Origin of the sequence: Brevundimonas diminuta (genome assembly GCF_050310045.1) — a bacterium.
GTDB classification, from domain to species: domain Bacteria; phylum Pseudomonadota; class Alphaproteobacteria; order Caulobacterales; family Caulobacteraceae; genus Brevundimonas; species Brevundimonas diminuta_F.
On sequence record NZ_CP190005.1, the window covers coordinates 1,787,645 to 1,810,799 of the forward strand.

At 65.6% G+C, this 23,155-nt stretch carries 24 protein-coding genes; 10 read left to right on the forward strand and 14 right to left on the reverse strand.

Annotation, left to right across the window (positions count from 1 at the left end):
- Window positions 1–2: 2 nt before the first annotated feature.
- Together ACORJG_RS08565 and ACORJG_RS08570 are read right to left on the reverse strand one after the other, a co-directional pair.
- Complete coding sequence (locus ACORJG_RS08565) at window positions 3–1,826, reverse strand: aminopeptidase P family protein (RefSeq protein ID WP_427788571.1); 1,824 nt, start codon at window positions 1,824–1,826, stop codon at window positions 3–5.
- A 203-nt stretch (window positions 1,827–2,029) separates the two neighbouring features.
- On the reverse strand, window positions 2,030–2,896 hold the full coding sequence (locus ACORJG_RS08570) for a 50S ribosomal protein L11 methyltransferase (protein ID WP_427788572.1): 867 nt from the start codon (window positions 2,894–2,896) through the stop codon (window positions 2,030–2,032).
- A 201-nt stretch (window positions 2,897–3,097) separates the two neighbouring features.
- Here ACORJG_RS08570 and ACORJG_RS08575 point away from each other — a divergent pair, with 201 nt between their 5' ends.
- Complete coding sequence (locus ACORJG_RS08575; protein WP_427788574.1) at window positions 3,098–3,604, forward strand: hypothetical protein; 507 nt, start codon at window positions 3,098–3,100, stop codon at window positions 3,602–3,604.
- Between the two features lie 93 nt (window positions 3,605–3,697).
- Here ACORJG_RS08575 and ACORJG_RS08580 read toward each other — a convergent pair whose 3' ends face one another.
- From ACORJG_RS08580 to ACORJG_RS08590, 3 genes are all read right to left on the reverse strand, one after another.
- Entirely contained in the window at window positions 3,698–3,904 is a 207-nt protein-coding gene (locus ACORJG_RS08580) for a DUF3126 family protein (RefSeq protein ID WP_003164469.1), read from the reverse strand.
- Between the two features lie 130 nt (window positions 3,905–4,034).
- Window positions 4,035–4,856: a serine O-acetyltransferase gene (gene cysE, locus ACORJG_RS08585; protein ID WP_427788575.1), complete on the reverse strand. Its 822-nt coding sequence runs from the start codon at window positions 4,854–4,856 to the stop codon at window positions 4,035–4,037.
- 27 nt (window positions 4,857–4,883) lie between these two features.
- A complete protein-coding gene (locus tag ACORJG_RS08590) occupies window positions 4,884–5,513 on the reverse strand; it encodes an NUDIX domain-containing protein (RefSeq protein ID WP_427788577.1) in 630 nt (209 codons plus the stop codon).
- Window positions 5,514–5,559: 46 nt separating this feature from the next.
- Here ACORJG_RS08590 and ACORJG_RS08595 point away from each other — a divergent pair, with 46 nt between their 5' ends.
- Complete coding sequence (locus tag ACORJG_RS08595; RefSeq protein ID WP_427788578.1) at window positions 5,560–6,162, forward strand: nitroreductase family protein; 603 nt, start codon at window positions 5,560–5,562, stop codon at window positions 6,160–6,162.
- Between the two features lie 30 nt (window positions 6,163–6,192).
- On the opposite strand, the gene ACORJG_RS08600 is transcribed toward ACORJG_RS08595, so the two are convergent.
- From ACORJG_RS08600 to queF, 3 genes are all read right to left on the reverse strand, one after another.
- Window positions 6,193–7,002 carry a DUF817 domain-containing protein gene (locus ACORJG_RS08600; protein WP_427788579.1) on the reverse strand — a complete coding sequence of 270 codons (810 nt, stop codon included), beginning with the start codon at window positions 7,000–7,002 and terminating at the stop codon, window positions 6,193–6,195.
- 70 nt (window positions 7,003–7,072) lie between these two features.
- Window positions 7,073–8,488, reverse strand: coding sequence for a methylamine utilization protein MauJ (gene mauJ, locus ACORJG_RS08605; RefSeq protein WP_427788580.1), 1,416 nt, complete (start codon window positions 8,486–8,488; stop codon window positions 7,073–7,075).
- A gap of 43 nt (window positions 8,489–8,531) precedes the next feature.
- Window positions 8,532–8,993: a preQ(1) synthase gene (queF, locus tag ACORJG_RS08610; RefSeq protein WP_200216075.1), complete on the reverse strand. Its 462-nt coding sequence runs from the start codon at window positions 8,991–8,993 to the stop codon at window positions 8,532–8,534.
- 428 nt (window positions 8,994–9,421) lie between these two features.
- Here queF and ACORJG_RS08615 point away from each other — a divergent pair, with 428 nt between their 5' ends.
- From ACORJG_RS08615 to ACORJG_RS08630, 4 genes are all read left to right on the forward strand, one after another.
- A complete protein-coding gene (locus tag ACORJG_RS08615) occupies window positions 9,422–10,348 on the forward strand; it encodes an NAD(P)H-dependent flavin oxidoreductase (protein WP_427788581.1) in 927 nt (308 codons plus the stop codon).
- Between the two features lie 38 nt (window positions 10,349–10,386).
- The gene (locus ACORJG_RS08620) at window positions 10,387–11,079 is read left to right on the forward strand and encodes a TorF family putative porin (protein WP_427788582.1); all 693 of its coding nucleotides are present in this window, start codon (window positions 10,387–10,389) and stop codon (window positions 11,077–11,079) included.
- Between the two features lie 64 nt (window positions 11,080–11,143).
- Window positions 11,144–11,350, forward strand: a complete 207-nt coding sequence (locus ACORJG_RS08625; protein WP_427788584.1) for a hypothetical protein — start codon at window positions 11,144–11,146, stop codon at window positions 11,348–11,350.
- 168 nt (window positions 11,351–11,518) lie between these two features.
- Entirely contained in the window at window positions 11,519–11,731 is a 213-nt protein-coding gene (locus ACORJG_RS08630; protein ID WP_003164457.1) for a cold-shock protein, read from the forward strand.
- 88 nt (window positions 11,732–11,819) lie between these two features.
- Here the strand turns inward: ACORJG_RS08630 and ACORJG_RS08635 are convergent, their stop codons facing one another.
- Genes ACORJG_RS08635 through ACORJG_RS08645 form a run of 3 tightly spaced genes read right to left on the reverse strand, consistent with a single transcriptional unit; the run spans window position 11,820 to window position 15,674 of the window.
- A complete protein-coding gene (locus ACORJG_RS08635; protein WP_427788585.1) occupies window positions 11,820–13,046 on the reverse strand; it encodes a mechanosensitive ion channel family protein in 1,227 nt (408 codons plus the stop codon).
- 56 nt (window positions 13,047–13,102) lie between these two features.
- On the reverse strand, window positions 13,103–14,266 hold the full coding sequence (locus tag ACORJG_RS08640) for a cystathionine gamma-synthase (protein ID WP_427788586.1): 1,164 nt from the start codon (window positions 14,264–14,266) through the stop codon (window positions 13,103–13,105).
- Between the two features lie 4 nt (window positions 14,267–14,270).
- Window positions 14,271–15,674 carry a pyridoxal-phosphate dependent enzyme gene (locus tag ACORJG_RS08645; RefSeq protein WP_427788588.1) on the reverse strand — a complete coding sequence of 468 codons (1,404 nt, stop codon included), beginning with the start codon at window positions 15,672–15,674 and terminating at the stop codon, window positions 14,271–14,273.
- 113 nt (window positions 15,675–15,787) lie between these two features.
- Between ACORJG_RS08645 and rnr the strand changes: the two genes are divergently transcribed.
- Together rnr and ACORJG_RS08655 are read left to right on the forward strand one after the other, a co-directional pair.
- Window positions 15,788–18,103, forward strand: a complete 2,316-nt coding sequence (rnr, locus tag ACORJG_RS08650; protein ID WP_427788590.1) for a ribonuclease R — start codon at window positions 15,788–15,790, stop codon at window positions 18,101–18,103.
- Between the two features lie 178 nt (window positions 18,104–18,281).
- Complete coding sequence (locus ACORJG_RS08655; RefSeq protein WP_427788591.1) at window positions 18,282–18,989, forward strand: NUDIX hydrolase; 708 nt, start codon at window positions 18,282–18,284, stop codon at window positions 18,987–18,989.
- An 18-nt stretch (window positions 18,990–19,007) separates the two neighbouring features.
- Here ACORJG_RS08655 and ACORJG_RS08660 read toward each other — a convergent pair whose 3' ends face one another.
- Entirely contained in the window at window positions 19,008–19,622 is a 615-nt protein-coding gene (locus tag ACORJG_RS08660) for a hypothetical protein (RefSeq protein ID WP_427788592.1), read from the reverse strand.
- Window positions 19,623–19,749: 127 nt separating this feature from the next.
- Here ACORJG_RS08660 and rpmG point away from each other — a divergent pair, with 127 nt between their 5' ends.
- Window positions 19,750–19,917: a 50S ribosomal protein L33 gene (rpmG, locus tag ACORJG_RS08665; RefSeq protein ID WP_003164451.1), complete on the forward strand. Its 168-nt coding sequence runs from the start codon at window positions 19,750–19,752 to the stop codon at window positions 19,915–19,917.
- Between the two features lie 92 nt (window positions 19,918–20,009).
- On the opposite strand, the gene ACORJG_RS08670 is transcribed toward rpmG, so the two are convergent.
- Together ACORJG_RS08670 and ACORJG_RS08675 are read right to left on the reverse strand one after the other, a co-directional pair.
- Window positions 20,010–21,371: a PleD family two-component system response regulator gene (locus tag ACORJG_RS08670; protein ID WP_427788594.1), complete on the reverse strand. Its 1,362-nt coding sequence runs from the start codon at window positions 21,369–21,371 to the stop codon at window positions 20,010–20,012.
- Window positions 21,368–21,745: a response regulator gene (locus ACORJG_RS08675; RefSeq protein ID WP_346531498.1), complete on the reverse strand. Its 378-nt coding sequence runs from the start codon at window positions 21,743–21,745 to the stop codon at window positions 21,368–21,370. Before ACORJG_RS08675 ends, ACORJG_RS08670 begins: the two co-directional genes overlap by 4 nt.
- A gap of 125 nt (window positions 21,746–21,870) precedes the next feature.
- On the opposite strand from ACORJG_RS08675, the gene ACORJG_RS08680 reads away from it, so the two are divergent.
- Window positions 21,871–23,145: a DNA polymerase IV gene (locus ACORJG_RS08680; protein ID WP_427788596.1), complete on the forward strand. Its 1,275-nt coding sequence runs from the start codon at window positions 21,871–21,873 to the stop codon at window positions 23,143–23,145.
- The last annotated feature ends 10 nt before the right edge of the window (window positions 23,146–23,155 follow it).

Genomic DNA, 23,155 nt, shown 5'->3' on the forward strand with positions numbered 1-23,155 from the left:
GCTTACAGCGGCGCCGTCTGCGTCTTCAGCCAGTCCAGCGCCGCCTCGTCCTTCTGCACGCCGTCCGCCAGCAGAGGCCCGACCTTGGCCAGAACCTCGGCGTGATAGGCATCCACGTAAGCCCGCTCGTCCGCCGTCAACAGCGCCGTGTCGATCAGACGCCGATCCAGCGGCGCCAGCGTCAGTTGTTCAAACCCATGCATCGGCCGCTCGCCGCCCGGAACCTGCGTGGGCGCCGTGACGACCTGCAGCGTCTCGATGCGGATGCCCCACTCGCCCTCGCGGTAATAGCCCGGCTCGTTCGACAGGATCATGCCGGTCAGCAGCGGCTGGTCCGTGCCCCAGCCGGCGATGCGCTGCGGCCCCTCGTGCACGCCCAGATACGACCCGACGCCGTGGCCCGTGCCGTGGTCGAAGTCGAAGCCTGCGTTCCACAGCGGCTGGCGCGCAATGGCGTCCAGTTGGCGCCCGCTGGACCCGGCCGGGAAGCGGATCGTCGCCATGGCGATGTGGCCCTTCAGCACAAGCGTGAACATCCGGCGCTGGTCGGGCGTGCCCTCGCCGATGGCCATGGTGCGGGTCACGTCCGTGGTCCCGTCCAGATACTGGCCGCCGCCGTCCACCAACAGCAGCGAACCCGCCTCCATCTTCCTGATCTTGGCCCCGACCGGCTTATAGTGCGGCAGGGCGCCGTTCGGCCCGACCCCGGCGATTGTGTCGAAGGACAGGTCCTTCAGCATCCCGGTGGCTTCGCGGAAGCCCTCCAGCGCCTCGACCACCGCCCGCTCGTCCGGCAGCGTCTTCTGCGCGACCGTATCGACCCAGTGCAGGAACCGCGTCAGGGCCGCGCCGTCGCGGATGTGGGCCTGACGGCTGCCCTCGATCTCGACGGCGTTCTTCTGGGCGCGCGGCAGGGCGCAGGGGTCCATGCCGCGCACAATGTCGGCGCCCGCCGCTTCCAGCCGGTCGAAATACCAGGCCGAGGACACAGCCGGATCGATCATCACCTTCTGGCCCGACAGGGCGTCCAGCGCGGCGGGCAGCGCCTCGGGCGCCTCCAGCGTCACGGCGTCGCCCAGCCAGCCGGGCAGTTCGTTCGTCACCTTGGCCGGATCAAGGAAGACGCTGGCCGTCCCGTCCGCCTTCACCACCGCCTGACCCAACGGCAGCGGCGTGCGGATCACGTCGCCGCCGCGAATGTTGAACAGCCAGGCCAGCGACGACGGCGAAGTCAGCACGGCGACCTCGGCCCCGACCTCAGCGATGGCCTTGCCGACACGGGCGCGCTTGGACGCCGCGTCCTCGCCGGAATAGCGGTCCTCATGCGGGACCACCGGCGCCTGCGGCTGGGCCGGGCGGGCGTCGCCCCAGGCCAGATCAATCGGATTGGCCTCGACCGCCTTCAGCGTCGCTCCGGCCTTCTCGACGGCGGCGCGCAGGCTGGTCAGCGCATCAGGGCTGTGCAGGCGCGGATCATAGCCGATGACCGAACCCGACGGCACGGCCGCCAGCCAGTCAGCCAGTTTGTTCAGCGGCTGGCGCTCGAACAGGGTCTCGTCCGTCTGGGCCTTGGCCTGAACCGTATAGCGGCCGTCGACGAAGACCGCCGCCTTGTCCTGCATCACCACGCCCGCCCCGGCCGAGCCGGTGAAGCCGCTGACCCAGGCCAGCCGCTCATTGGCGTCGGGCAGGTATTCGTTCTGATGCTCGTCCTCGTGCGGGACCAGCAGGCCGTCGAGACCCTGCCTGGCCATCTCGGCGCGGAGCAGAGGCAGGTGCTTGGCCCCGAAGGACGGATCGGTGGTTTCGTCGAATGTCTGGCGCATGAAGCCCATATACTCTCCCTGCAGCGTTTGAGGAGAGGCAAGACATTCTCCCTCCCCGTCCCGGGGAGGGTGGCTGAGCCAAAGGCGAGGTCGGGTGGGGGCGGCAGGGCTATTCAAGCGCCGAGGCCAGGATCACCAGGCCCTCCCCACCCGGTCGCTTCGCGGCCACCCTCCCCAGAACGGGGAGGGAGAATCTGGTGGGCCTACTTCTTGCGCAGCTGCAGCGCGCTCCACGCATCATGATGGATCGTCTGCTCCACCACGAAGCCCAGCGGCAGATAGGCCTCCAGAATCCGCTCTTCCTGCGTCCGCAGCAGGCCCGACAGGATCGCCACCCCGCCCGACTTCAGCGCCCCGGCGATCTCGGGCGCCAGGAACACCAGCGGCGCCGCCAGAATATTGGCGAACACCAGATCATACGGGGCATGCTGCGCAATCCGCGCATCGCTCAGACCATCGGCGAAATAGAATTCGCACTTGGCGTCGTTGATCGCCGCATTCTCATTGGCGATGCGGGCCGAGGGCTCATCGATGTCGGTGCCGACGGCGATGGGCGAACCGGTCTTCGCCGCTGCAATCGCCAGCACGCCCGTGCCGCAGCCCACGTCCAGAACCTTCTCAAAGGTCTCGGTCTTCAGCAGATTGTCGAACGCCTCCAGGCAACCGACCGTCGTGCCGTGGTGGCCGGTGCCGAAGGCGGCGCCCGCGTCGATCTTCAGATTGACCCGGCCTTCGGGAATTTTGCCCTGATCGTGCGCGCCATAGACGAAGAAGCGCCCGGCATCGACCGGCGGCAGGCCCGACAGGCTCATGGCCAGCCAGTCGGCGTCGGCCAGCTTCTCGACGATCACCTCCAGCCCCGGAGTGGCGCGCAGGATTTCGGCGATGCCTTCGGCCTCTTCATCGGTCGTGGGGAAGGCGTCGATGCGCCAGATATTGCGGTCCTCGTCCTCTTCCAGGATCGAGTAGGTGGCGCCTTCCAACAGGGGGTTGGCGTCGATGGCGGCGGCGGCCGCTTCGGCCGGGGCGCGATCGCCGCGAGCGATCACCTGAACTGCGGATTCGGACATTTTTCAAACACCGTTATAATGGCGAATCGCCAGTGCGGGCTTGGTTCTCACGTCCGCGTCCAACGAGGGGTCGGGGAGTTTATGGCCAAAGCACCGTCTGAAACGAAACCTGCCGCGAAAGCGGCCTCCGCCGCTTCCAAGCCGAAACCGGCGGCAAAGTCGAGCGCCGCAGCGACAAAAGCTGACGCAAAGCCCAAGGCCGTGAAGGCGCCTGCCGCCGCAAAGCCTGCTGCAAAGGCCCCGGCCAAGGCGGCTGCGCCCAAGGCCGCCGCCAAACCTGCCGCCAAGACGACGACCAAGGCCGCCGCTGCGCCCAAGGCGGCTTCGGCCAAGTCGACCGCCTCAAAAACCGCCACTGCCGCCAAGAAACCCGCTGCCCCCAAACCTGCGGCCAAGGCGACGGCGACCAAGTCGGCGACCACTGCGACCAAGGCCGCCGCTCCCAAGAAGGCGGCGGCTCCAAAGAAACCCGCTGCGCCCAAGGGCGCCGTTGCGCCGTCGACGCCCGCGCCTGTAACGCCCGCGCCCGTCTCCGAGGCCAAACCCGCGCCGAAGCCGGAACCGGTCGTCGCCGCCGCGCCGACGCCTGCCGCGCCGCCGGTGCAATCGGCTGCGCCTGCCGCCGCTCCCGCCGAACCGGTCAAGCCCGTCGAGGCGCCTGCGCCGCAGAAGAAGAAAGGCTTCTTCGCTCGCCTGTTCGGCCTGTGATCTGACTTCGCTTCGGGCATTCAACGCCAAAGACAAGGAAGGCCGGAGAGGACGCCCTCTCCGGCCTTCTTCAATTCTCGCTGTTCAGGCGGCTTATTCCGGCAGGTCTTCCGCCAGGATCGCCATTTCGAACATGAAGGAGCCGGCTTCGTCTTCATCCTCGAACACCACGCCGATGAACTCGTCATCGACATAGACTTCGGCGGAGTCGGCGACCTTGCGGGCCTTCACCTTGATGCCGCCGTGGTTGAAGGTGCGCTTCAGGTGCGTCTCGACGCGCTTCAGATCGTTCTCGGTCACGGGGTCAGCCTCGCTTTGGCGCCGAAGGGGGCGCATATCGTTGGCCGCGGACCCTAGAGAAGCCGCCTCGCCTTGGGAAGCCCGTGGACAAGCCCCTGCATCAGGCGTCCACAGGCGCGGCCGCGGCGCCTCAGATCACGAAGTCATAGACGATGTCGGCCAGCGTATGGTCCATCGTCCGTGCAGGCGTCGCGTCGGTCGGGCAGTTGACCAGCCTTGCCGGCACACCCGCCACGGTGCAGCCCGCCGGCACCGGCTTCAGCACCACCGAGCCGGACGCCACCTTGGCGTAGTCCCCGACCTCGATATTGCCCAGCACCTTGGCCCCGGCGCCCAGCAGGACGCCGCGCCCGATCTTCGGGTGGCGGTCGCCGCGCTCGGCCCCCGTCCCGCCCAGGGTCACGGCGTGCAGCATGGACACCTCGTCGCCCACCACCGCCGTCTCGCCGATGACGATGCCCGTGCCGTGGTCGATGAAGACGCCCGCGCCGATCCGCGCGGCCGGGTGGATGTCCAGTTGGAACAGCTCTGAAATCCGGCTCTGAAAGTGGAAGGCCAGGGTGTCGCGATCCTGTTCCCACAGCCAGTGCGCCACGCGCCACGCCTGCAGCGCCTGGAACCCCTTGAAATACATGAAGGGCTGCAACAGCGAGCGGATCGCCGGATCACGCTCCTGCACCGCCTTCAGGTCCGCCTCGGCGGCGGCCACAATGGCCGGATCAGCGATGAAGGCCGACAGCGCCACCTCGCGCACCGTCATGGCGGCCAGCTCCGCATCGCCCAGCTTGCGCGCGATCTGGAAGCTCAGCGCCCGGGCGAAGTCGTCATGGGCCAGAACGACGGCGTTCAACTGCGACGCCAAACGCGGCTCTTCGCGCGCAGCATCCTCGGCCGCGGCGCGCAACTGCGCCCACAGGTCCGGCTGCTTCGGCACGACTTCCAGCTTGGCCATCAGGCATCCTTACTCTTCGGCGCGACCCTACGCGCCCAGCATGGAACGCGCCAGCGCAGCAGGCAGTTCGCCCTCACGCGCCATATGGTAGGCCCGATAGGCCGTCGCCACCGTCAGCCCGTCGCGCACGGCGCCCCGCGCGATCTCGGCCATCAGATCGCGGAACGGCACCCGCGCCGACAGAAAGACCTCCGTCTCATCCGGCGCCGTCTCGGTCTCGCTCAAGCCCCAGGCCACCCAGGTCATCGCCCGCTCGTCAGTGATGGAGTTGGACAGGTCCACGTCCAGCGCCGCGCGCCAGTGCGCCGCCGTCAGCCCCGCCTCCTCGGCCAGTTCGCGCTTCACGGCCTCGAACGGATCCTCGCCCTCCGGCGCCCCGCCTTCGGGCATTTCCCACGAATAGCGCATCAGGGCGAAGCGGTGCTGGCCGACCAGACTGACCGTCCCGTCGTCATGCAGCGGCAGCACCCCCGTCCCCACATTCTTCGGCCGCACGACCATATAGTCGGCCTCAGCCCCTGTCGGCGCGATAGCCGGATGGCGCGTCACCCGCATCCACGGCGTGTCGATCAGGACGCTGTCGCCCAGACTGCGCCACGGCGGCGTGTCAGGCAGGCCCTCGGCCCAGCGCGGCTTGATGTCAGGGATGCGGCTCATGGCCCCAGCTATGGCGCCCGCCGCCGGAAAATCCTAGCTATCCCTCATGAGCCAGTCAGACCTGTCCGCCGCCCTGCCCCTGCCCGTCCGTTCGGAAGAGCTGCTGTCGCGCATGGCCGTGCGCCGCTCGGCCCCGGCCCAGTCGCTGAGCCTGCCCGGCCCCTCGGACGCCGAGATCGAGCAGATGCTGCTGCTGGGCGCCCGCACGCCCGACCACGGCAAGCTGTTCCCGTGGCGCTTCGTCATCCTCGGCCCGCGCAGCCGCGCCGAACTGTCTCAGGCCCTGACCGCGCTGGGCGAAACCCAGAACCGCACCGGCAAGGAGATCGCCGCCCTGGCCAAGCTGGCCAACCCGCCGCTGACCCTGATGGTCGTCTCCACCCCCATCGAAGGCCACAAGGTTCCGGTGTGGGAGCAGCAGCTGTCCGCCGGGGCCGTCTGCATGAACCTTGAGCACGCGGCCAATGCGCTGGGCTATTGCGCCAGCTGGATCACCGACTGGTATTCCTACGACCCCGCCGCCGTCGCCCTGTTCGGCGTCGAGGACGGCGAGAGCATCGCCGGCTTCATCCACGTCGGCTCCCTGTCCGAGCCCCCGCTGGAACGCCCCCGCCCCGACCTGACGCACAAGGTGACGGCGCGCCCGTAACGCTCCCCTATGCGAAACAGTTGAGGGGTGTCAGCGCCCCTCCTCCTCCGGCCGGTGCACGATCGACACCAGCACCACCGAGATGATCATCAGCAGGAACCACGCCCCCAGCTTGTTCAGGCTGACCATCTCCCATCCGCCCTCCTGCCCCGGATAGACCCAGGCCCGCGCGAACGTCCCCAGGTTCTCCGCGAACCAGATGAACAGCGCCACCAGCCCATAGCCCAGCAGCAACGGCATCGACCGCCGCGTCCGGTCGGCGGTGAAGTAGAACCACCCCCGCGCGAACAGCAGCCCGGTCGCCGCGAACAGCGCCAGCCGCACGTCCGGCAGCCAGTGGTGCGCGAAGAAGTTGACGTAGATCGCCGCCGCCAGCACCCACGTCGCCCACAGCGGCGGATAGTTCCGCACCCGGATATGGAAGATGCGCTGCACCCGCGCGATGTAGCTGCCCACCGCCGCATACATGAAGCCCGAGAACAGCGGCACGGCGCCGATCCTCAGCACCGATTCTTCCGGATAGATCCACGACCCGTGATAGGTCTTGAACAGCTCCATGATCGTCCCGGCGACATGGAACAGGAAGATGACCCGCGCCTCCTCCCAGCTCTCCAGCTTCAGGGCCAGCATCGCCGCCTGTATCCCCAGCGCCCCCAGCACCAGAAAGTCATAGCGCGCCAGCGGCGCCTGATCAGGCCAGAACAGAAACGTCCCCAGGATCAGCGCCAGCATCGCCCCGCCGAACAGACACGCCCATCCCTGCTTCAGCCCGAACCACAGGAACTCATAGGCGTAACGGCGAAGGCGCGAGCGGTCGGCCCACACCTCCGCGCGGGTCATCAGCCGACGGCCCCAAGCTTCGAGCGGGAGGCGGGGGGATGGGGTCATGAGGCAGTAGCCGCCACCGTATTCATGCGATGATTTCAGCATCCGCTATAAGTTCGTCAATCATACGACGTGCCAGTCGTCGCAATACAAATGCCGCAACTGACAAGCGAGTAAGCTCTTCCATGTCATCGGAATCGCTAGGATAATTTTCGCTCGCGTGTGCCACAGCCACCCGGCACGCCTTCCAAATATAATCCTCCGGCACCTCTGCTCCACGAGCGGCATCAAAACGCGTCAAACGAAGATCATCTGAGAATTGTTCTAGAGATTTCTCGTAGTTCTCGCCAATCCATCGTTTGAGCTTTTTACTGTTTTCAGGAAATTTTATTTCTATCACCTTGAGATAGCTCAGGACGGAAAAGCTAATTATCTCAGCTTCATCCGCATTCAGGCCTTCGCGATAGTAACCAATAGCCCGCCGAACTTTGTCTGATGCAGGAGCGGTTAATGGACGCAGCCAAAAAGGACTGACGGAGTTTGCGAGATTTCGGCGGGGAACAGCCACCGGCTCCGGATTCCCCGACCAGCCGTCTCGACAAATAGCGAAGGCATCATCCTCCCACGCCATCAGGCTAAGAAGCCGGTTTATTAAGGTAAGAGCGTAGCCATCATCAATCCGCTCACCGTTCAGATCGATATGGACTGAAGCAGAGCTATTCTTCGTCGGAGGCATGACGATAAATTCGTAGCCTTCGAAGGAGATCACCTCCTCAGTTTTCGGCCAGCACACTTGGGTCTCGACACCAACATTTAGATATCGAGCGTGAGGCCGAACTCTTAACCGCTTCAAACGAGCGCGACGCGCATCCTCCGCATCATACTCGGATCCACTACCTGATGGAGCTTCTATTGCGAGAGACGCCTTCATCTGATCGGCAAGAGCCTCGAAGAAACGACGCGTTAAACGGAAGTCACGTCGAATAAGAGATGATTTAGCATCAGGATTAAAGTTGACGACAGCTCCCGGCTGCAGCATCGATACAGCAGTCGAAGGGACATAGGCCTGCAGTGATGGATGATCCTTACCAACAAAAGCAAGACACGCTAGACCGTTTACATTACCATGACGACCAGACATCGAGACAGACAAGTAGTCGATTTCGTCAAGCTTATCGGTATCGGTAAGCAAGGTTTCAAGCAATGCGCCCAATGATTGAGCACCAGCAAAAGCTGCGTCCGCTCCTCCCACCGGCAAAAGCCCATTCAACACTGTGGACGCGTGACCCGCCCAAGCGGGATTTTGCGGCACTAATCCCAGAACAGCAGAACCAACTTGAAATGGGGTCAGTCGCGCAGCGCGATTTTCACGTCCTGCCGGCAGCCGGCCATATGACCTCAAAGATTCGAACCGGCGTGAAAGGTCCGCGGTATCAACGGGCGAGAAATCGCTCCCGGCCAGTAAGCGAAGCAAAACCTGTTCAAGTGTAACCGCGAACACGACTATGAAAGCCCCCTTGTCAGATTTCGCTCTGCCGTTTCCCTCACCCCCGCCCGCGATACCCCGCCACGCCCTGATCTGGCAGCCACACGCCCTCCAGCGGCGCGCCCGTCTGCCAGAAGACGTCGATGGGGATGCCGCCGCGCGGATACCAGTAGCCGCCGATGCGCAGCCATTTCGGTTGCAGCAGGTCGGCCAGGCGCTTGCCGATGGCGACGGTGCAGTCCTCGTGGAAGGCGCCGTGGTTGCGGAAGCTGGTCAGGTACAGCTTCAGGCTCTTGCTCTCGACCAGCCAGTCGCCCGGCACATAGTCGATGACGATGTGGGCGAAGTCGGGCTGGCCCGTCACCGGGCACAGGCTGGTGAACTCCGGCGCGGTGAAGCGCGCGACATAGAGCGTGTCGGCGTGCGGATTGGGCACGCGCTCCAGCACCGCCTCTTCCGGGTTCGTCGGGGCGGCGGTCTGGACGCCGAGTTGGCTGAGGCTGTCGGTATAGTGGGTCATGCCCGCCATTTAGGCCTTCGCCCCGCCAAAGAAAACGCCGCCCCCGCCGCAATCGGCCATCCCCCTGCTTCACCCGTGCTAGACTGCGCTCCGGCCGAGGGGACGGCGGCCATGCGACGACGGGGCGGATTTCAGACGATTCAGACGAATTGGACTCTCTTTTTTCTGAGAGGCTTCCACTTGGAGCGCGCCAGCCAAAATCCGCTCATCCCCGCGGAGGCGGGGACCCAGCAAGAGCCTCAGGCTCCGCGCGTGAACAGGCGCCCTCTGATTTGTGTGCGGAGCTTACAGCCAAAGCACTGGGTCCCCGCCTCCGCGGGGATGAGCGGGATTGGAGGGTCTGAGCGAAACCAGCGATACGATCATTGATTGCCTTCCCCGACGACAGCCGGTTAGCGTAGCCAAAAGCAACTCAGGAGAGACGACCCGTGGCCATTCCTGCTTCCCTCCAGTCCGGCCTGAAGCTGCCGGTGATCGCCTCGCCCATGTTCCTGGTGTCCGGGCCTGATCTGGTGGTCGAGGCCTGTAATGCGGGCGTGATCGGGACCTTCCCCTCGCTGAACCAGCGCACGACCGAGGGCTATCGGGAGTGGCTGCACGAGATCAAGTCGCGGCTGAAGCCCGACGCAGCTCCCTTCGGCGTCAACCACATCGTCCACCCGACCAACCCGCGCCTGATGGCCGACATGATGGTCTCGGTCGAGGAGAAGGTGCCGCTGATCATCACCTCGCTGGGCGCCGTGCGCGACGTGGTGGATGCGGTGCACGGCTATGGCGGCGTGGTCTTCCACGACATCGCCAATGTGCGCCATGCGCGCAAGGCCGCCGAGGCGGGGGTCGATGGCCTGATCCTGGTCGCCAACGGCGCGGGCGGGCATGCGGGCGTCGTGAACCCCTTCGCCCTGATCAACGAAGTCCGTAGCTTCTATGACGGGACCATCATCCTGGCGGGCGCCCTGTCGACCGGGCAGGACGTGGCGGCGGCGCTGATGATGGGCGCCGACTTCGCCTATATGGGCACCCGCTTCATCGCCACGACCGAGAGCGCGGCCCAGCCCCACTACAAGGACCTGATCGTCCAGTCGGGCTCGGCGGACATCACCTATACGCCCGCCGTTTCCGGCATTCCGGCCAACTTCCTGACGCCTTCGCTGGTCGAGAACAGGATCGACCCCAAGTCCCTGCCCGAGCACAAGCTGGACATGGGCGAAGAGGCCAAGGCGTGGAAAACGATCTGGTCCGCCGGTCAGGGTTCGGGCTCGATCCACGACGTGCCGACAACGGCGCAGCTTGTCGCTCGGCTGACGGACGAGTTTTCGCAGGCCTGTGATAAATTCGACAAGAAGCGTCTCTAGGAAGCGGCCTCGAAGCTCCCCCCTTTCGAGGCCGATTCATGCGCATCCTGACGACCGCCCTTTTGGCGACCGCCCCGCTCCTGATCCTGGCCTCGACGGCCCAGGCCCAAGAGATGCCCGGCCGCTGGAGCTTCAGCGCCGGCGCCGCCAGCGACAACCGCTCCAAGGACGCCTCCAAGTCCGACGGCGATCCCTTCGTCTGGGGCGCCGCGGAATGGGAAAGCGAAAGCGGCCTCTTCTACGTCAGCCCCGCCGCCGAAACGATCAAGAGCGGCGGCTCAGAGCTGGAGCTGGAACTGACCGGCGGGGTGCGTCCGCAATGGGCGGGCTTCGACTTCGACCTGAACGTCGCGCACAAATGGCGGGTCGATACCGATCCCGGCTATGATGACAAGTCGTGGGAGTTCACCGCGGACATGAAGCGCTCGATCGGCCCGGCCAGCGCGCGTCTGCGGCTACAGCATTCGCCCGACGGAGCCGGTTCGGTGAAGGCCTGGACCTGGGTCGCCCTGCGCGGCGGCTGGGACTTCACCGACAAGCTGAACGTCTCGGCCGAGGTCGGTCGCCGCGAGCAGAACAACAGCGTCGACTACACCGGCTATAACATCGGCGCGACCTATGCCCTGACCCGCAACCTTGAGGCCGAACTGCGCTGGTACGGCACCAACGCCGATGTCCCGGGCGAGCAATACGCCGACGCCCTGGTGGCCGGGGTCAGCGTCTATTTCTGACCCGTTCTCCCTTTATGGGCGAGACGGGTTTCGCCTTTTGCTTGAAAGGGCCTAGGCTGCCGCCATGACCTTTCGATTGACGACCTTGGAACGTGCGTATCAACTGGCTGAAAGCGGCTCTTGCCGGACAGTAGGGGACGTCAAACAGGCCCTGAAGCTTGAGGGCTATGAGCGGATTCAGGATGCGCTCTATGGCTCCACCATCACCTCGGCGCTACGTAAACTGTGCCAGGAGAACTGGGTGTCCCCGCCGGAAACGGCCGAGCCCTGACGCCCGGCTCTTGCATTAGGCCACCGGAGGGTCCACCCTAAAGGGGTCGATCTCTCTGCGTAACGCTCTGCCTTCTGCCCCGCGCACCGAGGTCTAAGCCGATCCATACAGACCCGACAGGTCTTCAGAGACGTTCTCTGAAGCCAACTTCTAGCGGAGGTCCTGAAAATGGCTACCGGCACTGTAAAATGGTTCAACTCCACCAAGGGCTACGGCTTCATCCAGCCGGACGACGGCGGCAAGGACGTCTTCGTCCACATCTCGGCTGTTGAACAAGCCGGCCTGCGCGGCCTGGACGAAAACCAAAAGGTTTCCTACGAAATCGAGCGCGACCGTCGCTCGGGCAAGGAATCGGCTGGTCAACTGAAGACCGAAGGCTGATCCGGCTCCATCGCCGACCGCGTCAGCAATGACGGGCCGACGATGACAGGATTTAAAGCGCGCAGGGGTCGCCCTCTGCGCGCTTTTCTTATGAGGGCTTCAACTGGCCGAAATCCGCGCCGCTGGGCGACTGGAACAGCCGCAGGCCGAACTCAGGCAGGATCGCCAGCAGGTGATCGAAGATATCGCCCTGGATCGCCTCATACTCGGCCCAGGCCGCGGTGGCGGTGAAGGCGTAGATCTCCAGCGGTAGTCCCGTCTCCGTCGGCTGCAACTGACGCACCAGCAGCGTCATGTCCTGACGGATGCCCGGGTGGTTCTCCAGATAGTTCTGCACATAGGCGCGGAAGGCGCCGATGTTGGTCGAGCGCCGCATATTGACCGGATCGCGCCCGGCCTCGACCAGTTTGGCGTTCCAGTCCGCCATCTCGGCGCTCTTGTCCGCCAGATAGTCGTCGATCAGCAGGAAGCGCCGCATCTTGTCGCGCTCGGCCTCGGTCAGGAAGCGCGCGCTGGTCTGGTCGATCAGCAGCGAGCGCTTGATGCGTCGCCCGCCGCTGTCCTGCATCCCGCGCCAGTTGCGATAGGACTCGCTGATCAGCCGCCAGGTCGGGATGGTGGTGATCGTCTTATCCCAGTTCTGGACCTTCACCGTGTGCAGGGCGATATCGATGACGTCGCCGTCAGCATTGACCTGCGGCATCTCGATCCAGTCGCCGACGCGCAGCATGTCGTTGGAGTTCAACTGTACCGACGCCACCAGCGACAGTATGGTGTCCTTGAACACCAGCATCAGCACCGCCGCCAGCGCGCCGAGGCCCGACAGAAGCAGCAATGGCGAACGGTCGATCAGGGCCGCAATCACCAGAATGGTGGCGATGGCGTAGATGACGATCTTCAGGACCTGCAGATAGCCCTTGATGCTGCGGCGGTGCGCGCGCGGCGAGCGGGCGTAGATGGCGTTGGCCATGTCCAGACCGGCGCCGATGCCGATGGCCACGGCCACGATCATGAAGGCCCCTGCCACGTTCTGGATCAGGGTGAGGACGCCGGGCGCCAGATGCGGCACGCCGCTGATCCCCTGATGGATGATGATGGCGGGCACGACACGGGTGAAGCTGCGCACCACCGGCTGCAACAGGGTGTCGAGATCATGCACCGCCCGGCCGACCACTCTCAGGATCAGCCGGGTCAGGACGCGGCGGACCACAAAGTCCGCAATGAAGGCGACAAGGGCGAGAAGACAGAGCCCGATCAGCATCTCCGCGATCGGAAACTCCGCCAGGCGAATACGCATGGCGTCGAAATCAAACATGACCCCAGCCTAGGCAGGCTGGCCGGAGATTTGAACCCCCGGCGCCTCAATCAGCCTCAGCCGATGGCCTGATCCAGATCGGCGATCAGGTCGTCGATATCCTCGACCCCGACCGACAGGCGGATCAGGTTGTCGGTGACGCCGCCCGCCTCTCGCACCTCTTTCGGTACGCTGGCGTGGGTCATGATGGCCGGGTGATTGACCAGGCTTTCGACGCCGCCCAGAGACTCCGCCAGGGTGAAGACCTGCACCCGCTCCAGCACGCGCTTGGTGCGCTCCAGGTCGCCATCGATCAGCACCGTGACCATGCCGCCGAAGCGGCCGTTCATCTGACGCGCGGCCAGTTCGTGCTGGGGGTGGCTGACCAGACCCGGATAGATGACCTTGGCCACGCCTGCCCTGTCTTCCAGCCAGCGGGCGACGGCCAGAGCATTCTCGTTGTGCGCCTTCATGCGCAGGCCCAACGTTTTCAGGCCACGGTTAACCAGAAAGGCGTCGAACGGTCCCATGATCCCGCCCACCGAGTTCTGCAGGAACTTCAACTGGGCCGCCATCTCGGCGTCCTTGGCGACCAGAACCCCGCCGACGATGTCGGAGTGGCCGTTCAGATATTTGGTCGCCGAATGCATGACCACATCGGCGCCCAGCGTCAGCGGCTGCTGGCTCCACGGCGTGGCGAATGTGTTGTCGACCACCAGGATCAGCTTGTGCGCCTTGGCGATCTTCGACAGGGCCTCGATATCGGCCAGCTTCATCAGCGGGTTGGTGGGTGTCTCGACCCACAGCATCCGCGTCTTGTCGGTGATGGCCGCCTCGACGGCCGCCAGGTCGGTCAGGTCGATATAGCTGAAGTCCAGCCCCATCGACCGGCGCCGCACCCGCTCGAACAGCCGCCACGAACCGCCATAGAGGTCGTCGCCGGTGATGATGTGCGACCCAGCGTCCAGCAGTTCCAGCGCCGTCGAAGTCGCCGCCATGCCCGAGCCGAAGCCGAAGGCCTGAACCCCGCCCTCCAGATCGGCGATGCAGGCCTCGAACGCCTCACGCGTCGGGTTCTTGCCGCGCGCGTATTCATAACCCTTGTTCACGCCCGGGCTTTCCTGGGCATAGGTCGAGGTGGCGTAGATCGGCGTCATCACCGCGCCCGTCGTCGGGTCCGGCTGCTGGCCCGCATGGATGGCGCGGGTCGAGAAGCCCTGGCGGTTCTTCAGTTCAGACATGGGCTTACCGGTTCAGGCTGAGGTGGTTGATCAGGTCGGTGCGGGTGATCAGGCCGACGAAGGTCTCGCCGTCCAGCACGATGGCCACGCGGTCGCGGTCGAAGACCGGGATCAGGGCGTCCAGCGATTCCGTCACCTGAAGCGTGTCCAGATCGCGCGTCATGGCCGAAGCCACGGGCTTGGCGAAGCGCTCCTGACGGGTGATGTCGTCGGTGTTCATGATCTGAACGATGTCGCTTTCGTCCAGAATGCCGACCAGACGGCCATCCTGAATGACCGGCAGTTGCGACAGGCCGTCGCCGCGCATCCGCTTGAAGGCCGTGTCCAGCGTGTCTTCCGGCCCGATCACCACTACGTCGCCCGACGCATATTTGCGGTTGATCAGGTCCGACAGGTCGCCCTGCAGGGCGCGTTCGGACAGGCCCTGATCCGCCAGCCAGGCGTCGTTGTAGACCTTGGACAGGTATTTGGCGCCGGTATCGCAGACGAAGGTCACGACCCGCTTCGGCTCGGTCTGTTCACGGCACCAGCGTAGGGCCGTGGCGATCAGGGTGCCGGACGAAGACCCCGCCAGAATGCCTTCCTTCAGCAGCAGCTCGCGGACCGTGGCGATCGCCTCGGCGTCGGGGATGGAATAGGCGACGTCGATCAGGTCGGGATCGGTCGTCTCGGGCATGAAGTTCTGGCCAATGCCTTCGACCGTATAGCTGCCGTCCGGCCCGGCGACGCCCTCGTTGATCAGGCCCGCCAGCGCCGAGCCGACCGGGTCCGCCAGAATGATCTGGGCCTTCGAGCCCTGCGATTTGAAATACTGGGCGTTGCCCGTGATCGTTCCGCCCGAGCCGATGCCGGCGACGAAGGCGTCGATGTCGCCGTCCATCTGTTCCCAGATCTCCGGGCCGGTCGTCTTGAAGTGGGCCTCGGAGTTGGCGTCGTTGGCGAACTGGTTGACGAAATAGCCGCCGGGAATCTGCTGGGCCAGACGCTCAGCCATGTCGGTATAGTATTCCGGGTGGCCGTGCGGCACATCCGAACGGGTCAGGCGCACGTCGGCGCCCATGGCGCGCAGATGCTGGATCTTCTCCTTCGACATCTTGTCGGGGATGACCAGCAGAACTTTGTAGCCCTTCTGCTTGCCGACCAGCGTCAGCGCCAGGCCGGTGTTGCCCGCCGTCGCCTCGACGATGGTGCCGCCGGGCTTCAGCCAGCCCTGCTGTTCCGCCGCCTCGATCATCGACAGGGCGATGCGGTCCTTGATGGAGCCGCCGGGGTTCTGGCTCTCCAGCTTCAGGAACAGGCGGCAGGGGCCGGTGTCGATCCGCGTCACCTCGACCATCGGCGTCTTGCCGATCAGGTCCAGCAGGGTCTTCGCCGGACGGCTGAGAACAGGGGTGTCGGTCATCGACATACAGGCAGGCTCCGTTGCACGGGGTTTCAGCATGAAGCTGGGCGTCCGGCCCTTCGCGGTCAACTCCTGCAAGTTTTCACCCTTTCGCCGCGAAGCGCGTTAGAAAGGGCGCAATGGTCAAGACACCGAAACGCCCCGCAGCGGGCCTGCCCGACAAAGAATCCCTCATCGCCTTCCTGCGTGAAGCCGGAGAAGCCGAAAAGGCCGACATCGCGCGCGCCTTCGGCCTGAAGGGCGCCGAGCGGCGCCAGATGCGCGACATGCTGAAGGAACTTGAGGCCGAGGGCCGCCTCAGCAAACGCGGCCGCAAAGGCTTTTCCGAGGTCGGCGCCCTGCCCCCCGTCGGCGTGGCCGATGTGGTCGAGCGCGACGCCGATGGCGAGCTTTACGTCCAGCTGGTCAAGGGCGGCGAGGACGCGCCCCGCGCTGTCCTGATGCCCGACCGCGAGGGCCGTGGCCCTGCGCCCGGCATGGGCGATCGCCTGCTGGTCAAGTTCAACCAGGGCGTCGACGGCTGGGAGGCCCGACTGGTCAAGCGGCTGGATACCGGCGGCAACCGCGTGCTGGGCGTCATCCGCAAATCGGCGCGCGAGACGCGGGTCGAGCCGGTCGACAAGCGCTCCAAGGACGTGCTGGTCGTGCCGCAGGCGCAGGCTGCGGACCTGCGTGACGGCGATCTGGTGCTGGCCGCCATTGAAAAGGGCGTGCATCGCTATGGCCCCAAGCGCGGCAAGATCCTTGAGAACATCGGCCGTGAAGACGACCCGCGCGCCGCCTCCATCATCGCCATCCACGCGCATGGCGTGCCGACCGGCTTCTCTGAAGCCGTCGAGCGCGAGGCCGAGGATCAGGCTGTCCCGACGCTGAAGGGGCGCGAAGATCTGCGCCATGTCCCCTTCATCACCATCGACCCGGCCGACGCGCGCGACCACGACGACGCCGTCTATGCCGAGCGCGACGAAGACCCGGCCAATGCGGGCGGCTGGATCGTCTGGGTCGCCATCGCCGACGTCGCCGCCTATGTGCGCCCGAACACGGCGCTGGACCGCGAGGCGCGAGCCAAGGGCAACTCGACCTACTTCCCCGACCGGGTCGAGCCGATGCTGCCGGAAGTCCTGTCCAACGGCCTGTGCAGCCTGAAGCAGGGCGAGAACCGCGCCTGCATGGCCGTGCGCATGGTCTTTGACAAGGACGGCAGGAAGACCGGGCACAAGTTCACGCGCGGCCTGATGCGCAGTCATGCCAAGCTGTCCTATGAACAGGCGCAATCCGCCATCGACGGCCTGCTGGACGATGCGACCGGGCCGATCATGGAGGCGATCCTCTATCCGCTGTGGAACGCCTATCGCACCATGCTGAAGGGCCGCGAACGCCGCAGTCCGCTGGCCATCGAAAGCCCCGAGCGCCGCATCATCATGTCGCCCGACGGCGGCATCGCCGGCATCGAGCCGCGCAAGTCGCTGGAGGCCCACCGTCTGATCGAAGAGATGATGATCCAGGCCAACGTCTGCGCCGCCGAGACGCTGGAGAAGACGCACACGCCGCTGATCTATCGCGTCCACGACACGCCCAGTCAGGAGAAGATCTTCAACCTGGCCGACTTCCTGCACACCATCGGCAAGCCGTGGAACAAGGGCGAGGCGCCGAACACCAAGCGCTTCAACAAGCTGCTGGAGGAAACCCGCGACACTCCGCACGCCGAGGTGGTGAACGAAGTCGTCCTGCGCACCCAAATGCAGGCCTTCTACTCGCCTGAGAACGTCGGCCACTTCGGCCTGCATCTGGACCGCTACGCCCACTTCACCTCGCCGATCCGGCGTTATTCGGACCTGATCGTCCACCGGGGGCTGATCCGGGGGCTGAAGCTGGGATCGGACGGCCTGACCGACCGCGAGATCGCCGAACTGGGCGGCATCGCCGAGCACGTCACCGAGACCGAGCGCCGCTCCATGGCCGCCGAGCGCGACGCCATGGACCGCTACATCGCCGCCTTCCTTGAAGAGCACGTCGGCGCGACATTCAGCGGCCGGATCACCGGCGTGACCCGCTTCGGTCTGTTCATCCGGCTGGACGAGACGGGCGCTGATGGGCTGGTCCCCGTCTCGACGCTGGGCGACGAATATTTCACCCACGACGACCGCGCCCACGCCCTGGTCGGCGAGCGCACCGGCAAGCGGTTCCCGCTGGGCCGCCGCGTCGAGGTGCGGTTGATGGAGGCCACCCCCGTCACCGGCGGTCTGGTGCTGGAAATGCTGTCCGAGCCGGACCCGCGCGATCCCAACGCCCCTGCCCCGCGCTATGGGATGCGCGGAAGAGGCGGCGACGGCCCGCCCAGGCGTGGAAAAGGCCGCCCCGGCGGTCCCAAGCCCCGCAACGGCGCCAAGCCCTCCGGCGGCCTGAAGGGCGTCAGAAAGGGCAAGCGACGGTGAGCAGTTTCACGTCCCTTCTCCCCTCGTGGGAGAAGGTGGGCGCCGACGGCGCTCGGATGAGGGGGCTGTATCCGCACGCAGGACGACTGACGTTGAGGACGCAGGCGGCGCCCCCCTCATCCGTCTCGCTCCGCGAGCCACCTTCTCCCCCGGCGGGGAGAAGGCAGGAGTTTTTGCCATGACCCCCACCCCCTTCGACATCGCCCAAGACCTCATCGACGCGCCGCATGTCGGCGGCGTGCAACGTCCCAAGGATGCGGCGACCCTGATCCTGACCCGCGACGCCAGGCGCCCGGAAGTGCTGATGGGCCGCCGGGCGGCGGGGCACGTCTTCATGGCGTCGAAGTGGGTGTTTCCGGGCGGACGCATCGAACGGGCCGATTTCAACGCCGCGGACGACGGCGCCCTGTCGTCCGACGCCGCGCGACGGTTGCAGGCGGAAATGCCCGCCCGCCGCGCCCGCGCCCTGGCCCTGGCCGCCGTGCGCGAGACGTTTGAAGAAACCGGCCTGATCCTGGGTCGTCCGGCGCCCTCTGCTTCGGTCGCCGGGCCGTGGCGGGAGTATCGTCAGGCAGGCGCCCTGCCCGATCTGTCGGTGCTGTCCTATGTGGCGCGCGCCATCACCCCGCCGGGCCGGACGCGTCGTTTCGACGCCCGCTTCTTCATGGCTCCGGTCGAGGCCCTGCGCGATCCTGACCGAATCGAAGGCTCAGGCGAACTGGACGAGATCGCCTGGATTCCGCTGGACGAGGCGCGAAGCCTCGATCTGCCCGCCATCACCCGCTTCGTGCTGGGCGAAGTGGCCGAACGGCTGGAGACGCCGCAACGCCCCCTGCCCTTCGTCCATATGGTGCGCGGCCGCCACGTCATCGACCATCAGGACTGACGCGGCGGCCGCTGAGTCTTATTCCGCGACCGGCTTGGTCAGGTCGAAATCGACCTGGAAGTGGCGATTCGGGCGGCGCAGTTCATAGGTGAAGGTCTTGCCGGGATGGACCTCCATCGCCCAGACGTTGGTCGTCGAGACCGAAGCGTTCTGCGCGTTGAACAGATCAATGGACTCCTTATCGACCGGGAATTCCTGGCGCTCGGCCGTGCCTTCATTCGCCGTGTCGCCGCCGTACCAGTGCAGCGGATCGGTCTTGCCGTCCGGCTGGCGGTGATCGTGCTTCAGTCGCAGGCCCGAATCGGTGCGGGTCACGACCCAGGTGCGCGAGTGGTCTTCGCCGACCCAGAAGGGAATGCGAATCTCATCCTTCGAGCATTCGCGCACGTGCATCAGCAGGCGCTTGCCCGTGAAATCCGAGTCGGCGGCCTCGGTCGTGACGACCTTGCCCTCGAATCGCTGGCCGCACAGGGCGGTCAGATTGGCGAAAAAGGCGTCCTGGGCTGACGCCGGGGCCTCAGCGGGCGCGGCCGCCGGCGCGGCAGGCTCTGACGAGCAGGCGGAAAGGGCCAGGCCAGCGGCGACGACAGCGGCGGACAGGACATGGGCGGGCTTGAAGCAGGGCTTTTTCATGGCGAAACACTAGCGCCTGTATGGCCAGGCTCAACGTGACATCGAAGCCGTTGACTTTGAGCCCGTCCTGAGTATGTTCCGCGCCTCTTATTTCAAGCGGCTTTCGCCGTCGCAGAGGTTAATTCCGATGGCCAAACCGGCTTCCATCAAGATCCGCCTGAACTCCACCGCCGACACCGGCTTCTTCTACGTCACCAAGAAGAACGCTCGTACGATGACCGAGAAGATGGTCGTCAAGAAGTACGACCCGGTCGTCCGCAAGCACGTCGAGTTCAAGGAAGGCAAGATCAAGTAAGGGCTTAGCCCTCCGCTTGAATCTGCGAAATTCGAAACGCCCGGTCGCAAGACCGGGCGTTTTTCGTTGTCCGTAAGGTTGCGCCGGGATCGTCAGGCGGCGCGCGCCACCACCCGGTTGCGCCCGGCCTTCTTGGCCTCATAGACGCCCTCGTCCGCGCGCTTCAGCAGGGAGGCCGGAGTGTCGTCCGCGCCCATGCTGGCCGCCACGCCGACCGACACGGTGATGCTCAAAGGCTCTCCGCCCAGAATGCGGAAGGGCGAAGACCCCACGTCGCGGCGGATCCGCTCGGCGATACGATGGGCGTCATCCAGCGTCGTGCCGGGCATGACGACCACAAACTCTTCTCCGCCGAACCGGCACGGCAGGTCCACGGCCCGCACATTGGTCGCCAACCGCACCGAGAACTCGCGCAGCACTTCGTCGCCCGCATCGTGGCCCAGACTGTCGTTGACCGCCTTGAAGTGGTCGATGTCCAGCACCAGCACCGCCACTGGATCGCCGCCGCGATTGGCGCGGGCGACCAGCGCCTCCAGTTGGCTGTTCATATAGCGACGGTTATGCAGGCCGGTCAGCGGATCGGTGACCGCCATCTCCAGACTGTGGTCCAACTTCTGGCGCAGAAAATCGCCATACCGCTTGCGCCGCACCTGGGTCCGCACCCGCGCGGCCAGTTCCTCTGGGTCGACCGGACGGGTCAGGATGTCGTGCGCGCCCAGTTCCAGCGCCTTCAGCAGGCGCGGCCGGTCCTGCGTGTCCACCAGCGCCAGTATGGGCAGGCGCCGCGTCGGCTCCTTGGAGCGCAGATTGGCGATCAGGCGCAGGCCGTCGAACCGCTCCGACGTGATATTGACGATGACCAGATCCACCGGACCGCGCGCGGTTTCCAGCCCGGCCTCGGTCGACGTCTCGATGATCGGGCGATGCTCCTGCGACAGCTCCTGCGCCATCATCTGAGCCTGAAGGACATTGTCGTCGACGATCAGAACCCGACCGCCCGAGCCTTTCAGCCGTGCTGAACCGCCAGTGTCCACGCCGACGCGACGGCCGCTTTCCTCGCGCTCGCGCAGCTCGTCCATGACCATCTTCAGACGGGTCAGGCTGCGCACCCGCGCCATAAGGATCACATCATCCAGCGGCTTGGACAGGAAGTCGTCGGCCCCGGCTTCCAGCCCCTTGATGCGGTCATGGCGCCCGTCCAGCGCCGTCACCAGCACGACGGGGATATGGCGCGTGTCCGCGGCCGCCTTGATCCGGCGGCACGTCTCGAACCCGTCCATGCCGGGCATCATCACATCCAGCAGGATCAGATCAGGCTGCTCGCTCGCAGCCAGTGAGATGGCGCTCAACCCATCATGACAGGTCAGGACGTCATAATATTCAAGCGTCAGCTTGGCCTCGAGCAGCCGGACGTTGGCGTCAACGTCGTCGACCACCAGGATTCGTGCGCTCATGCCGCCTCCGGTCCCAGGTGCCTGCGCACCGTCTCCAGGAAAGACATGACCGAGATCGGTTTGGAGATGTAGGCCTCGCAGCCCCCCTGCCGAATCCGTTCCTCATCACCCTTCATGGCGAAGGCCGTAACGGCGATGACGGGGATGTGGTTCAGTTCTTCGTCGTCCTTGAGCCATTTCGTGACTTCAAGGCCGGAAATTTCCGGCAATTGGATGTCCATCAGGATCAGATCGGGGCGATGCTCGCGCGCAATCGCCAGCGCCTGCAGACCTTCGCGGGTCTGCAGCACTTCATACCCCTGGGACTCGAGCAGATCATGAAAAAGCTTCATGTTCAGCTCATTATCCTCGACGATGAGGACCTTCTTGGACATCCGTCACCCGGCTGTTGCGCCTCTTGTTTCATCCGCATTCGCGGCGGGCTGTTACGCCTTCTTGGATGCACTGTGACCGCAGCAGTCTTAAGTTGACGTGAAGCTGAGACAAATGGAGTTCATGCTTGGCCATTACGGCCCTCTGCCGCGACTGTCTGTGGACCGGCGACCATAAGGTCGCGCGGTGTCCGTCGTGCGCCTCGCGCCGGGTGATCGCCCATGACGAGCTGGCCGATCTGCACATCGCCCACATGGACTGCGACGCCTTCTACGCCTCGGTCGAGAAACGCGACCGGCCCGAACTGCGCGACAAGCCGGTCATCATCGGCGGCGGCAAGCGCGGGGTGGTCTCCACCGCCTGCTATGTGGCGCGACTGTATGGCGTGGGTTCGGCCATGCCCATGTTCAAGGCGCTGAAAGCCTGTCCCGACGCCGTGGTCATCAAGCCGGACTTCCGCAAATATGTGGCCGAGAGCGAGCGGATATTCGGCGCCGTCCACCGTCTGACGCCGCTGGTTCAAACCCTGTCGCTGGACGAAGCCTGGATCGATCTGAAGGGCACCGAGCGCCTGAACGGCGGCCCGCCCGCCTTCCAGTTGGCGCGCCTGCAGAAATGGATCGAGGACGAGACGGGCCTCAGCGTCTCCATCGGCCTGGCGCCCAACCGCTTCCTGGCCAAGATCGCGTCGGAGCTGGACAAGCCGCGCGGCTTCTCCGTCATCGGCGTCGCCGAGGCGCAGGGGCTACTGGCGCCGCGCCCCGTGACCACCCTGCCCGGCGTCGGGCCGGTGTTCGGGCGCACCCTGCGCTCGGACGGCTTCGCCACGATCGGCGATCTGGCCTCTGCCGACGTCAAGGATCTTGTGCGGCGCTATGGCGAGACGGGCCTGCGCCTGCACGACCTCAGCCACGCCCGCGACAGCCGCCCGGTAAACCCCGACCACGACCGGCGCGGCATGAGCGCCGAGACCACCTTCAACGACGACCTGACCACCGCCGAAGCGCTGGAGGCCGAGTTATGGCCCCTGTGCGAGAAGCTGGCCTCCAAGGCGCGGCGCGACGGCGTGGCCAGCCGCGTCGTGGTGCTGAAATTGCGCAAGACGGACTTCAAGATCGTGACCCGCCGCGTCACCCTGGCCGAGCCGGTGCAGACGGCGCGCGCCCTGTTCGCCGCCGGGCGCGACTTACTAAAGCCGGAACTTGGCGTGCCCTATCGGCTGATCGGCATCGGCATGGCTGACATCGCCGACGCCCATGACGCGCCCGCCGGTCTGTTCGCCACGGCCGAGACGCGGGCGCTGAAAACCGAGACCGCCATCGACGCCCTGCGCGACAAGTTCGGAGCCGCCGCCGTCGTCTCCGGACGCGCGCTGAAACGTCCCAACGAACGCCCCGGATGACGCGGCCGCC